The sequence below is a fragment of the Paenibacillus sp. MMO-177 genome (assembly GCF_037147795.1).
Classification (GTDB): domain Bacteria; phylum Bacillota; class Bacilli; order Paenibacillales; family Paenibacillaceae; genus Pristimantibacillus.
Window position 1 is genome coordinate 1161034 of the sequence record NZ_JBBCUR010000001.1, and the last position, 13459, is coordinate 1174492.

The 13459-nt window shown below is 49.8% G+C and carries 13 protein-coding genes; 3 read left to right on the top strand and 10 right to left on the bottom strand.

Features of this window, described 5'->3' with window-relative positions; all coding sequences use genetic code 11:
* Positions 1-4: 4 nt before the first annotated feature.
* From WFK81_RS05190 to WFK81_RS05200, 3 genes are all read right to left on the bottom strand, one after another.
* Positions 5-526 (bottom strand): hypothetical protein, encoded by a 522-nt coding sequence (locus WFK81_RS05190; protein ID WP_336785356.1) that lies wholly within the window; start codon positions 524-526, stop codon positions 5-7.
* Positions 527-851: 325 nt separating this feature from the next.
* A complete protein-coding gene (locus WFK81_RS05195) occupies positions 852-1118 on the bottom strand; it encodes a hypothetical protein (RefSeq protein WP_336785357.1) in 267 nt (88 codons plus the stop codon).
* 22 nt (positions 1119-1140) lie between these two features.
* Positions 1141-1581 (bottom strand): GNAT family N-acetyltransferase, encoded by a 441-nt coding sequence (locus WFK81_RS05200; protein ID WP_336785358.1) that lies wholly within the window; start codon positions 1579-1581, stop codon positions 1141-1143.
* 144 nt (positions 1582-1725) lie between these two features.
* Between WFK81_RS05200 and WFK81_RS05205 the strand changes: the two genes are divergently transcribed.
* Positions 1726-2313, top strand: a complete 588-nt coding sequence (locus tag WFK81_RS05205) for a YdeI/OmpD-associated family protein (RefSeq protein ID WP_336785359.1) — start codon at positions 1726-1728, stop codon at positions 2311-2313.
* 49 nt (positions 2314-2362) lie between these two features.
* Entirely contained in the window at positions 2363-3157 is a 795-nt protein-coding gene (locus WFK81_RS05210) for a Nif3-like dinuclear metal center hexameric protein (protein WP_336785360.1), read from the top strand.
* Positions 3158-3522: 365 nt separating this feature from the next.
* Here the strand turns inward: WFK81_RS05210 and WFK81_RS05215 are convergent, their stop codons facing one another.
* Positions 3523-3945 carry a universal stress protein gene (locus WFK81_RS05215; RefSeq protein ID WP_336785361.1) on the bottom strand — a complete coding sequence of 141 codons (423 nt, stop codon included), beginning with the start codon at positions 3943-3945 and terminating at the stop codon, positions 3523-3525.
* 206 nt (positions 3946-4151) lie between these two features.
* Between WFK81_RS05215 and WFK81_RS05220 the strand changes: the two genes are divergently transcribed.
* Positions 4152-4622: a GyrI-like domain-containing protein gene (locus tag WFK81_RS05220; protein ID WP_336785362.1), complete on the top strand. Its 471-nt coding sequence runs from the start codon at positions 4152-4154 to the stop codon at positions 4620-4622.
* A gap of 50 nt (positions 4623-4672) precedes the next feature.
* On the opposite strand, the gene WFK81_RS05225 is transcribed toward WFK81_RS05220, so the two are convergent.
* From WFK81_RS05225 to nadE, 6 genes are all read right to left on the bottom strand, one after another.
* Positions 4673-6289, bottom strand: coding sequence for a DUF3502 domain-containing protein (locus WFK81_RS05225; protein WP_336785363.1), 1617 nt, complete (start codon positions 6287-6289; stop codon positions 4673-4675).
* Positions 6290-6361: 72 nt separating this feature from the next.
* Positions 6362-7276: a carbohydrate ABC transporter permease gene (locus WFK81_RS05230; RefSeq protein ID WP_336785364.1), complete on the bottom strand. Its 915-nt coding sequence runs from the start codon at positions 7274-7276 to the stop codon at positions 6362-6364.
* An 11-nt stretch (positions 7277-7287) separates the two neighbouring features.
* Positions 7288-8253: an ABC transporter permease gene (locus tag WFK81_RS05235; protein WP_336785365.1), complete on the bottom strand. Its 966-nt coding sequence runs from the start codon at positions 8251-8253 to the stop codon at positions 7288-7290.
* A gap of 51 nt (positions 8254-8304) precedes the next feature.
* A complete protein-coding gene (locus WFK81_RS05240) occupies positions 8305-11082 on the bottom strand; it encodes a beta-galactosidase (protein WP_336785366.1) in 2778 nt (925 codons plus the stop codon).
* Between the two features lie 259 nt (positions 11083-11341).
* Positions 11342-12424 carry a LacI family DNA-binding transcriptional regulator gene (locus WFK81_RS05245; RefSeq protein WP_336785367.1) on the bottom strand — a complete coding sequence of 361 codons (1083 nt, stop codon included), beginning with the start codon at positions 12422-12424 and terminating at the stop codon, positions 11342-11344.
* 187 nt (positions 12425-12611) lie between these two features.
* Positions 12612-13451, bottom strand: coding sequence for an ammonia-dependent NAD(+) synthetase (gene nadE, locus WFK81_RS05250; RefSeq protein ID WP_336785368.1), 840 nt, complete (start codon positions 13449-13451; stop codon positions 12612-12614).
* Positions 13452-13459: the final 8 nt, after the last annotated feature.

Consider the following 13459-nt stretch of genomic DNA (forward strand, 5'->3'; position numbering starts at 1 on the left):
TCACTCAGGGATAAACCGCAGTTCCGTCCTTGTCTAATCCGACGATGTCCATCGGTGCGTCAACCTGCTCATCGTAGTAAGTGAACCACAGTCTTACGCCGCTTTCGGTTGTTACGATTTTGGCTGATTTCTCGGACGATCCGTCCGGTTTTTTCGTGATCACGCGGGCAATATCCGGATTAGAGATCACGCCGTAGAAGAAGTACAAAAGGAGGTCTTCTTTATTATTTGCGCTCCAGGATAGGTCGGTTTCCGGGTTAAGATTGTTTGATTCCTGTGAAAAAGCCGTCCACTTCGCAGCAGAGTTATTTTTCACAAATCCCGTGTTCAGTGCCTCGCCATCGCGATAAAATACCTGGAATCCATCCTTCACGACTTCCACATGAACGATCTCGTCAGCCTTCACCTTTGCCTTCTCCATGCTGTGCTTAATGTCATCCATTAAAGAAGAATCACCCGCTCCCCCGTTCGAGCATCCGCTTAACAGCATGAATGACATGGCTAATAAAACAATGATTCCTCTCAACTTCTAATAAGCCTCCTTTAATGGAATTAAATAACATATAGGTATAACTGTTTTCTCGCTTACCCATACGTTGGATTTTCTACACTGAAATAAAGCTATAAGGAAGGTTTTCGAAGCTACGTTGGATCCACTCCAGTAAAAGTGAAAAGAATCCGCCGCTTTCATCCAGATTGAGCTGATTATCCTGCAGAAAATCCAACGTAGGCCGAGTTGTCGGGGCAAAACGTTGCATTACGCTGCATGAAATCCAACGTAGCTTGGATAAGCTTAGCGATTATTATTAAACCATCTCGTAACCGTGAGCTTTTTCGTAAATCCCAGATACTTATATTTGACCGTAACGCTGCACGGGGCCGGATGGGGATGCTCCGTTAATCGTTACACTCACGATGTCGATTTTCCGGAGCCCCTTGTTCACCAGACCAACCACATACTCCGGAGGTTTTCCATCTGGGGGCGTAAAAGTGGACAGCCCGTCGGTATTAAGCGGCTTCGTTTGCTGATACCATATGCCTGCTGCGGCGGCAATCCCGATTACGATGATTAGACAACCATACACGATTATGTTCGTTAATCGTTTGGCGGGTTTCAATTTATCCCTCCTAACCTTTGGATTACGGCTTCGCAATAAACCCCGTTTTAATCCCTTTTACAAAACCGGCCTTTTCGTAAAAAGTAAAGGTGCCCTCCTGTTTGGAGCTCGTCAGCAGCATCACCTTGTAGCAATTTTGCTTCCAGGCGATAGCGAGGGCCTCCTGCAATACGTTGGTTCCGTAACCTTTTCTCCGGAAATCGGAATGGGTAACTACGTTTTCGATCAGTCCGTATGGTCTTGCCCCTCTTGTTAAATTCGGAATAATAATCAGCACGCACGCTGCCGCTATCCGGCCATTGTCTTCTGCAACCAGATAATGCATGTTGCGATCCTGCCGGATCTGACTCCATATTTCTCGTACATCCGCTGCCTGAAGCTCCGGATCATTCGGAATCAAATGACGGTATAAGTCCAGAAGCTCCTGCAGCTCATGCTCCCGAATAGCTCTAACTTGGCTCATTTGTCCACTCCCTGTTTTCTTCATCCAGCCGCCTATGCGACGGTATCCTCATTTTATAGGAAAAGTTTGTAAACTCAAGACTTATACGGTTGGTACGACAATGCTATAATGTTGGAAGGAAACGGCATAAAGGAGTTTTGTACAATGAGCAAAATAGAACTGCCTATTCTCCACTTCCCGGATCAGACGGCATTCGAGCAATGGCTTGCCGGGCAGTACGACCAGTCGTCCGGCATCTGGCTGCAAATTGCGAAAAAGAACGCCTCGCAACCCTCGGTTACCTACCACGAGGCGTTGGACGTTGCTTTATGCTACGGCTGGATCGACAGCCATAAAAGAAAGCATGACGAAGAAAGCTGGATTCAGCGTTTTTCGCCAAGGGGACCAAAGAGCATCTGGTCGCAAATTAATAAAGATAAAGCCGAAGCCCTTATCGCTGCAGGCAAAATGCAGCCGAGCGGCCTTAAGGCCATCGAAATAGCCAAACAGAACGGATTATGGGACAAAGCGTACGAATCGCAGTCCAACGCTGCCGTTCCTGAAGATTTCGCCCAAGAGCTGGCGCGCAACGAGCAGGCCCGACAGTTTTTCGAGACATTGGACAAGCAGAACCGGTATGCGATTCTGTTCCGCATTCACAATGTGAAAAAGCAGGAGACGCGGGTGAAGAAGATTCAACAATTTATAGAGATGCTGGAGAAGGGCGAAAAAATTTATCCCGGCAGCAAATAGATAGAGGTTCTGTCGCTCCAATCAAACGAACAAGAAAGGATCATGATTAATGCCGATAACCGTTCAAACCATCATAGATGCCTTACGCTCATCGGTTCCCCCGATTCCTAACACCGTGGATGAACTGATGGCCGGCCAGTCCAATTACGAAGTAACCGGAATTGCCGTGTCCTTCATGCCAACCCAGCAAGCAATCGAACAAGCTGTCGCATCCGGAGCTAATCTTCTTATTACGCATGAGCCCCTCTCCTACAGCCACCGGCATGAAGAAACGCTGATCGCGAACGATCCGGTTTTTGCGCAAAAGCTGAAGCTTATTGAAGAAAGCGGCATCGCGATTTTCCGTTACCATGATTACTGCCACCGGAAGCAGCCGGACATTATTATGACGGGCTTATTGTCTGCGTTGGAATGGGAATCCCGCTTGACGGACATGCTGCCTATCGCGGCCATTCTCGAGTTATCTTCCATGACGGTCACGGAGATTGCCGCGCATGTAAAGCAAAAGCTTGGAATGCCTTTCCTCAGGATTACGGGCGATCCTTCCGCTCCAGTCAGCCGGGCGGGCATTCTGGTCGGTTACCGGGGAGGCGCTTCAACCGCAATTCCTTTTATGCGCGAACACAACCTCGATCTGCTTATCGTTGGGGAAGGCCCGGAATGGGAAACGCCGGAATATATCCGGGATGCCGCGCACCAAGGCCGGGCAAAAGCTTTGCTAACCTTGGGCCATGCGGAAAGCGAAGAGCCGGGCATGCGCGCGTTAAGCGAGGAGTTGAAATTGCTTTATCCGGATGTCCCGGTGGAGTTCATCCCGGTTCAGCCGATTTTTCAGATCGTATAGGGAGAGACAGAAGGAGTAAATAATATTTCCAGTTACTCTGTGGTACTTCGAGGATATGCTTATTCATGTACTATTCGTGCTTGTCTTAAAAACAACAGCTCAAAAAGCCTTAACGATGTACCGCATCGTTAAGGAAAGATAGCTGCCACTTTTTCGACGCCTTAACGATGTGCCACATCGTTAAGACGGCTGCTTTTATGCGATATTGAGCGAATTTGGCCGATTTCCGGCGGCTTAACAATGTGCCGCATCGTTAAGCATTAACGAAAGCTCATTTTCCGAGCTCTTAACGATATGCCGCATCGCAAAGGAATCAGAAAGCGAAAAAAAGGCTGCCCGCGGGCAGCCTTTTCACTTAACATCTATTATTTTACAAGCAGAACCGGACAGTGAGCATGCTGGGATACCCCATGGCTGACGCTGCCAAGCAGGATTTCCGAGACAAGTCCCACGCCGCGGCTGCCCATCACGATCAGGTCGCAACTCCGCTCTTTCGCCGTGTTGCAGATCAGAGTGGACGGATCGCCGTCGGCTCTAAGCAGCGTATAATCAATTCCGGAGCCTCTCAGCTGTTCGGCGGCTGCGGAGAGCACTTCATTCTCTTCCTTCTCCAGCATCTCTCCCACATCCACGTAAACAAAAGCCTGACTCATCGCGACGCGTCCCGTTACATGGATGACGGACAGCCGTATCGTTGCATTTAGCGCCTTCACCAACTTGATCGCATGATCAAGAGCTTTGCTTGCCTGCTGCGAACCGTCAACGGGAACAAGGATATGATTGTACATAAGAGATGCCTCCTTCAAAATGTTATCCCTAACCTTTTGATACCCACTTCCAAGCTTGTTCAAACATTGTTTCTATACTTAGAATACTCCTGTTTAATATTAACGTCAACGTAAACGTTATAGCCGAAAATCACCTCTTTACAAGCGAACGTATATTCGTTATTCTATTAATGGTTATATTTACCATGTCTGGAGGGATATAAACATTGAGCACTTATCAGATCGACAGGATTGGGCAGGAAGAGCTCAAGCTGGTTGGCTATTCGATTAGGGAAAGTCTTAACAGCGTTCTGCAATCGCGGATTGTAGGCGAGTTGCGTAAGCAGCTGGCCGAACGCAGGAATGCGCTGCCGAACCGGAATAAAGAGGGCATTTATTTGATTCAGATCTACAATCAGGATGGCCAATGGACGCATGACACCCCTTACCAGCATGTGATCGCTTTCGAAGTAAATGCTTTTGAGAATATACCCGCGGACATGACAACCTACACTTTGCCTTCCGGAGGATACATCAGAATCGTTCATGAAGGCCCGGAATCAGAGATTGGCAATACGTATGATTATATAAATAACACGTTTGGCGAAAGGCCTGTTGATATCGAGTATTGGCATGACATCCACTCCTTGGATCGGCAGGATTCCAAGATTGATATCTTTATCCCTGCCAAGCAATGAGAAAAACCGGGATCTGACGCTTAGCGTCAAATCCCGGCTTCCTTCCTTGCTTATTGACCGGATTCCATTTTTGCTTTGAATGCATCCATTTGTTTTTGCAGCTCGGCAAGAACTTTATCGTAGCCGGCTGTTTTCAGCTTGCTGCGGAATTGTTCAACCGCTTTGACAGGGTCGCCTGCTTTACCGTAAGCAATCGCTGGGCCCATCTCGCCCGTTACTTGCGTAATGGCTGTCAACTCTGCTTCAACCGGTGTTTTGTCGAATACGAATTGGCCGTATGGATAAGGCTTCTTGATTTTGTCATACTCAGCGTAATACGTTTCTTCGAGCTTATCCCACGTCGTTACGCTTGGAATCTCGAATTTGTCGACACGGCCGCCCCAGAAGTCGGAGTAGAAGCCGTCTTTTGTTTCGTCATAGCCAGCTGGCTGTTGACGCTTGCCGTCTTTAACTTCATATTGCACGCCTTCGATGCCGTAGTTGAGCAGGTGGTAAATTTGCTCGTCGTTGCGGATCAAGTCGTAAGCCATCAGAGCGCGCTCAGGATTTTTGCTGTGTGCGCCAACGGAAGTACCGCCGTGAGTGATGGACAGCTCAAGCAAGTTTTTGCCGCCTTGGCGGGCAAACGGGAACATTTGCAGATCGGATCCCGGCTGGTCTTTGTCCATTTGAACGCGGAGACCGCCGAAGGTTTGCGTATGGTGCTGGTCCATGCCCGTCAGGCCTGCACGGAGCGAAGCGCGGGTATCGTTTTTGTTGTTCAATACGTCTTCGCGCCAGAAGCCTTTGTCTGCCCATTCTTTCATCATCGTTGCATATTTGACCATCGTATCTTCGAAGACAGGGCTGTTGATCGTATATTTCTCATCATAGGATTTCGCAGTGAAGACCGGCAGGTAGCCTGTCGAGATTGGCAGTTCAAGGTTATCCGTGTAGGATGTATCGAAGCCGCCGAATGTGCTCGTTTGAGCAGTTGCATCCCAAGGAATTACATCAGGCTTGTTGTCCTTAATGTATTGAAGGTATTTGCCAATGCCTTCCCAATCTTTGATTGGCTCCGTGATGCCGGCTTCTTTCGCCCAGTCACCGCGGTAGAAGAAGCCATGGTTAACCCATTGCGTATATTGATCTTCAGGAATAAGGACGATTTTACCGTTGTATTTGGACTCCGACCAATCTTTTTGCGGAACCGAATTCCAGGTTTGAGGCGCATATTTCGGAAGCAGGTCATCCAGGTTCATAAAGGCGCCGCGTTGTGCGTTGCCCCATGTATCGAGCCAGTCCGTACCGATTGTGATCAGGTCAACGGGTTCGCCGGAAGCAAGCGCAAGGTTGTATTTCGTTTGCCAGTCCGTCCATTCAATCCATTTCCACTCCAGCTCGGCGTTGATTTTTTGCTTCATGATTTTGTTCACTTCTGCCAGTACCTTCTCGAACTGACCGTTCGTAGGCTTGTTGCCAAGCACGAGATAGGTAATCTTAACGAACTTGGAAGTGTCCACGGCGGAATCGCCGCCTGTGTTTGTTGAAGCGTTTGTGTCCGAGCTCGCGCTGTTGCTTGGTTTGTCGGAGGCTGCTGGTTTGTTATCTTTGTTGTTACCGGAGCAGGCTGCCAAGCTGGAAGCCATCAAAATAGACAGCAAGATTGCAGAACTTTTCTTAAACATGCACGTCTCCCCTTTGTTTTTCAATATCGGGCTTTGCCCGTTATGTGAAGAGGCCCTTTGGCCTTCGGCACATCAGCCTTTAACTGCGCCTACGGTAATACCTTTAATGAAATAACGCTGCACGAAAGGATAGAACAGAATAACAGGCCCGGTCGCAACAACGGCCGTTGCCATTTTCATCGACTCAAGCGGCACATCCCGAAGCGAGACATTGGAGGCTGCTGCAGAGTTGCGGACAAAGTCGGCACTGGTAACCACGTTATACAAGAACAATTGGAGTGGACGGTATTCCATATTCGGCGACAGGAACAGCATCGAGTTATACCATTCGTTCCAGTAGCCAAGCGCGATGAACAGACCAATCGTCGCAAGTGCCGGTGTCGTCATCGGAAGAATAAGCCGCATGAAAATCGTAAAGTCCCCTGCCCCGTCAATTTTCGCCGATTCCGTTATGGCATGCGGGATGGAACGGACGAAGCTTTTCATCATAATGATCAGGAACGGGCTGAGAAGCCCTGGCAGCAACACGGCTAAATAATTGTCCTTCAGGCTCAAATATTGCGTTATAAGCAGGTAGAAAGGAACAAGGCCGCCGGAGAACAAGGTCGTGAAGTAGATAAAGAACGAGATCCCGTTCCGGTAACCAAAGTCCGGACGCTGCAGCGCATAACCGGTCATCGCTACAATGAATAGACCGATAGCCGTACCAGCGACGGTAAGCAGAATCGTTACAATATACGAGCCTACGATGATATCCGGATTCTCGAATACAATCTTGTAAGCAAACGTGCTGAATTCTTTAGGCCAGAAGTTAAAACCGAATTTCTTAATGGCCGATTCGGATGTAAACGATGTACCCAGTATGAGAAGAAAAGGAAGCAAACAGCAAAGTGCAAAGATGGAAATTACGGTATAGCCAAACCATCTGACGATGACTTCGCTCGCATCCGTCCGAATGCTTCTGGATTCTACGATATTCTCTTCCATGTCAGCACCCCCTAGAATAACGAGTTTTCCGGCGACGCCTTCTTAACGAGCCAGTTGGCCGTTATTACGATCACGAAGCCGAACACCGATTGATATAAGCTAACCGCACTACCGATAGAGAAGTTGAAGTTCGTCATAAGCGAACGGAATACGTATGTTTCGATAATATCCGTCGTCGAGTACAATGCCGTATTGTTTGCTCCAACCAAGTTGTAGAACAAACCGAAGTTGCCTTTCATAATGCCGCCCAGCGAGAACAGCAACAGGATAATGAAGGTTGGCTTTAGCCATGGAATTACGATGTACATAATCCTTTGGAAAGCGTTTGCACCGTCAATTTCAGAAGCTTCGATAATCTCGTTATCAAGACCCATAATGGCAGCGAAGTATACGATAGAGCCATAACCTGTTGACTGCCATAGGTAGGTTAATACGATAATGAACGGCCATACGTGAGAATTGGAGTACACTTTTACCGGATCCATGCCGAGAGATGCAAGCACATGATTCAGCAGGCCGTAATCGTAGCTAAGGATGTTGTAAGCGATTAGACCGATCAGTACGGCCGAAATAAAGTGCGGAAGGAACAATAAGGTTTGAGCCACTTTCTTAAACCATTTGCGCCGCAGCTCGTTAAGCAGGATCGCTACGAATATTTGCAGCACGTTCCCCAGCAAGATAAAGGCAAGATTGTAAGCTACGGTATTAAAAGTCAGCCGCCACAAATCTCCGTTCATGACGAGGAACCGGAAGTTATCAAAGGCGACAAAGGGGCTTTTGAATATCCCGTCCGCATAGTTGTACTGGATGAACGCCAGATACACGCCCGGCATTGGCAAGTAAGCAAATATAATAAAGAAAGCAATGGCCGGCAAACACATCAGAAGCAAAGTCTTGTTGTTCCAAAACCTTCTTAGCCTGCCGGAGCTGGCTGTTCGCGGTTTACTCTGGATAGCGGGTTGTATAACCTTTTCCATGTGAAGACCTCCTTACCAATTACTAATTGATTTCCAGTCTTTGTCTTCAGGCTAGACCGGTTGGAGCCTGATGGCATCCAGCCTGCATGGTGCTGCTTGATCAACGGCTTCCAAGAGGATGGCAAGCTGGCCTTCCTTCTTGTTAAACCAAACGCCCGGCAAGTAAACCGACTGCTGGCTGCCGCCCGTAATAACCGGCCGGGCCTCTTCGCCGGGTGTCCAAATTCGTCCAACCATTCGTCCTTCGAGAAACACCGTCAGCTTAAGCCCTGTTCCGGAGACCATAGCGCGCCAGCCTTTGCCGTTATCCGAATTCGGAGTGGCGCCGTACAGCCATGCCGTCTGACCCGGCTCCAGCTGTACGGGAAGCTCCGCAGCCAGCGCCTGTGAACGCGCTGCTGCCGAATGGGCTGACAGCTCAGGCTCTTCCGCCCCGCTGATTACCCAGTCCATTGCCTTGATTCCCTCGTACATAACCGCTCTTCTTCCGGGAGGAAGACCAATTACTCTTTCAAGGAAGATGGCAAGCTCTGCCGGCTGCCCCGCCGAGAGATAACCGGAGAGGTCAAGATAAGGATCAAATGGTCCAATATCTCCCGCCCACTGACCATCTACAAATATCTTCGCCGTCGATTGCATGCCTTCAAAGTGAATAATCCAGCTGTTTGCCCCTTCTCCCGGAACAAAGCTCTTCCGGTAATATTCAAAGGCGGGATGATCCGGCGACAGCCAGCCACCCAAGTTCACAATCGGCCACAGCTTCCGGTCGGCTTCCGCCGTAAGCTCCGGTCGAATCGTTCGGTCCGCGGCACGGTACACGCTCCAATTGCTGCTCAGCTCATGCTGCCTCGTTACAAGCGTCATGCCCGCAAGTCCTTTTAAAGCGTTAAGCTTTAAGCCCGGCAGCCTGGAATCATCGAAGTTGGAATGTCCCCAAATTTCCGTTCTGGCGACCAGCTTGCCCTGCGTCAGCCTTTCTTTTAACGGGAGATAGCTGCTGCTGCCGCCCGGAACCGTAGTCCCCACGTATTGGCCATCCGCATAAAGCGAAATCACGTCGCTGCCGTTTTGGACGAGTATACCCTCTGCCGCATCCGCCCGATCCGCCGGAACTGATGCTTCATACCAGCCGTACCCTCGATAAATTTCGCAATGTTCGAGATATACGGCTTGATCTCTGGATTGCCTGGACTCTGGCGAGATCATCGGCTCTGCTCCGTTTAAGGGGCTAAGCTGCCAATTAGCAATATCGTTCCCCTCTTCATCCGAAGGCTGAACATCAGTTGAACAGGTGTGCAATAACCCTTCTTCATCCATATCCACCATATAAAGCGCTTTAACTTTGTCATGGATCACTATTGTCAAAATGGCTCCGCTGCGGGTATTTATCCGGCATACGGCATCCGAAATTCCATCGAACCTGATGCTTAACCGCCCGTCTTGAATGTCTGTCACGCAATTCTCGGATTCAACGGCAGCAATCTCGGTGCTGCAAAGTTGAATTTGCCCGGCGCTTTCCGTATGAAGCGCTAGAACCCAATTGCCTGCCGCCTGCTTCGCGTAGTAGAGCTCCGCTGTTGATTGCTCCAGCGTCCCTGCCATTCCCCAGCCGGTTAACGGAACTTGATACGGCAGCGCTAATGATCGGCCTCCCCGCAAGACAAACGAATCAGAACCGGCTATTGTAATTTCCTTATCCTCGTCATCCAAATTCGTCAGGAACAACAGTTGGCCGCCGTCCTTCAGTTCGAGCACATACGGGCCGGCAATAGTAGTCCATTGACCGCCCTTAACGAAATCCTCATCTGCCGCTCCGACTGCTTTCGCTTCTGCCAGCTTGCTTCCGTAAGCTTCGATTAATCTGCCGAGCAGCCGGCCTTCGTAAGCTTCGTCCCGGATATGCCCCTCCGGCGAGATCATTCCCCCAAAGTCGTAATCCGATGTCATAAACGCAAGCGGCTTACCCCAGTTGTTCGTGGCGTTCGTAAAGCCAAAATCCGTGCCCGATACCTGAAGGTAAGGTCCCAGAAGCTTGGCGCCGCAGCCGAGCAATCGGCGAAGCAGGTAATGCGCGCGGTTTGTCTCGGTTACGAGGAGAGGATAACCAAGCTCCTCCATAAGCCCGCCGTAATGAAGCACTTTCTGCTCGAACTCTGGATCCCGGTCGTTCGGATAGAAGTTGCAGGTTGGGGCTACTCCCTCTGCAATTCCCGCCGCCTGGAGCAATCCGCCTTGACCGGCACAAGCGAACAGCGGAACCGAAATCCCATGCGCCAGTACCAAATCCCGTAATGCGCCGATATACCCTTTTGGATCCTTGCAATCATAGAAGTCGAGTTCGTTATCCAGCTGTACCGCGATAACCGTTCCGCCCTCGCCTGCCTGGTAGGCTTTAAGAAGTGGGATAATCCGGTCGAACCAGCCGGCGACCCGGGTCAGGAATACCGGATCATTCTGCCGAATCTCGATTCCTTGCGCCAGCAGATAAGCAGGAAGCGCGCCGCCGTCCCATTCGGAACAAATATAAGGGCCTGGCCTTGCGATCACCCATAATCCCGCATCTCTTGCCGCTTCGAGGAAGGCTTCGACATCACGCTCGCCGCTGAAGTCCCATTCGCCTTCCTTCCGTTCGTGGTAGTTCCACGGGAAGTAAACATCGATGCTGTTATAGCCATAAGCTTTCAACTGCTCCATCCGTTCCTTCCACAGCAGCCTCGGAATCCGGAAGTAAAAGAGCGAGGCACTTAAGAGCAGCTTGGGTTCTCCGTGTATACGTACTGCATCGGCCTCGAACTGAACTGCCGATATCGCCTGTGTATCCAAACCCATTCTAGACGACCCCCGATCGGTGACATGTATCCCGTTTCATGAAACCCGTTTCATTTTTTAGTAAAAATAAAATACACATTCGATCCGAAACAACATTAACTGTCATATTTACGGTATTCTTACGTGCATTTCATGTGAAAATATGATGATTGCCGATTACATTGAAACGGGTTTCATTTTTGTTCGAACCGTGTATTGCTTTGACACCTTGATTCTAAATCAGACGTGAAAGCGTTGTCAAGAAAGTTTTTTGAAATATTTATCTAAATATTCCATTCGGCCCATTTAGCCTTGAGCCTATAGGCGGAGCCGTTGACTCGCGAATGACGAGCTCCGGTCTCAGCTTTGCCTTCCTGCTTACTTTGCTTTTGGTAATCATCTTATGCAGCTGCTCGGCCGCATATTTCCCGATGTCATAGCATTTGAGAGACACCGTCGTCAGCTCCGGTATGCTGTTGGACGCATACGGAACATCGTCAAAGCCAACCAGCGACAAATCCTCCGGAACCTTTACACCGGCATTATAGGCGGCTTTAAGAGCACCGATGGCCACCAGATCATTCGCGCAAAATAAAGCCGTTGGCCTCTCTGGCAGGCTAAGCAAATAATTCATGAACAGCTTGCCCTTCTCTACCGTAAAGCCGCCATCCAACATCCATTCCTTCCGGACGACAAGCCCGTTTTTCTGCATGGTCTTCACAAAGCCCTGGACTCGCTGGAGCGTATTCGCCATGCTCTGGTAGCCCCCGGCAAACGCGATATCCCGATGCCCGAGGTCGATCAAATGCTGCGTCGCAAGCTCGGCCCCTTCCCGCTCGTCAACGCAAACGGAATGAATATTTTGCCCTGGCAAATTGCCGTTAATAAGCAAAGTCGGCACGCGCTTGCTGATATCAACCACCTCATTCACCATAGCTTCGCTAGGCTTAGCCAGGTTAATCCGGCCGCCAATCATCACGATGCCGTCTACCTGCTTCTCCATCAGCAGGCTGAGATATTGCGATTCACGCTCGTATTGCTCCTTCGAATCCCCGTTCGTCGAAACGGTATCGCATAGAAAGAAGGTGTACCCTTTGTTTCGCGCCTCTTGCTCAAACCCCGCCAGAACGGACGGAAAGAACGGATTGGTGATGTCCGGCAAAATGATGCCGATCATCCCCGTCTCCTTCTTAGACAGGCTTCGAGCTAATGCATTAGGCTGAAACTGGTACTTGTTCATCAATTCTACGATGCGATCTCTCGTTGACTTCTTTACGGGGGCTGTATTGTTCAAAACCCGCGATACCGTTGCAACCGATACATTCGCTTCCTTCGCAATATCATACACTGTAACCGGTTTCAAAAGTTCCCACTCCCCAATCCCTTAGCTGATCACCAGTAGAATAGCAGATTTCCGCGAAAATAAAAACAATCTCTTGCAATTATTTGGATTCAGTATTAAAGACCTATATGGTTTGCCTGGTTGAACATGACAAAAAACCTACCCGTCATCCTCGCGAATGTCGGATAGGCTTCATGCTTCCAAACTCCTATTTTCCGTCAACTTTCTTCCACCAGCGGTCGAATACGGTCACCGGCTGCTCCCGTTTATGAATCGTCCGGATATACCAATTTTCGATCTTTTGCCGCTCCTCTTCGCCAATTTCCTTGCCTTCCAGGTAGTTGTCAATATCGTCGTAAGTTACACCTAGGGCAACTTCGTCAGCAAGCTGCGGCTTATCCTCTTCCAGGTCTGCGGTAGGGGTCTTCAGGTACAGATGCTCCGGGCAGTTCAGCTCATTCAGAATCTGTCTTCCCTGCCGTTTATTCAGCCGGTATAACGGAGTCAGATCCGCCGCGCCGTCGCCGAATTTCGTATAAAAGCCCGTGATGGCCTCGGCCGCATGGTCCGTTCCGACAACCAGCCCGTTCTCCTCCGCCGCAATCTCGAACTGCGCGATCATCCGCTCTCTTGCCTTCCGGTTGCCCTTCGTAAAATCGCTCAGCTTCTTCCCCGTCCGGGCTTCGTATTCCGCCGCGCCGGCGTCAACGGCCGCCTTAATATTAATCGTGATAAAGCTTTCGGCCCCGATAAAAGCAATCGCATCCTGCGCATCCTGCTCATCCTTTTGGTTGCCGTAAGGCAGCCGGACGGGGATAAAGCGGTAGGTCTTTACTCCCTCTTCGTCGTTTAATTCATTCACCGCCATTTGGCAAAGCTTGCCGGCAAGCGTCGAATCCTGTCCGCCCGAAATCCCAAGCACCAACGCGGTTTTTCGCGCAAAGGTCATGTAATCTTTTATAAAATCAACCGTTCTCCGGATTTCCTCCTGCGCGTCGATTTGCGGTTTTACTCCCAATTTCTCAATAATCTGCTGCTGCAAGGTCATCGCCATGC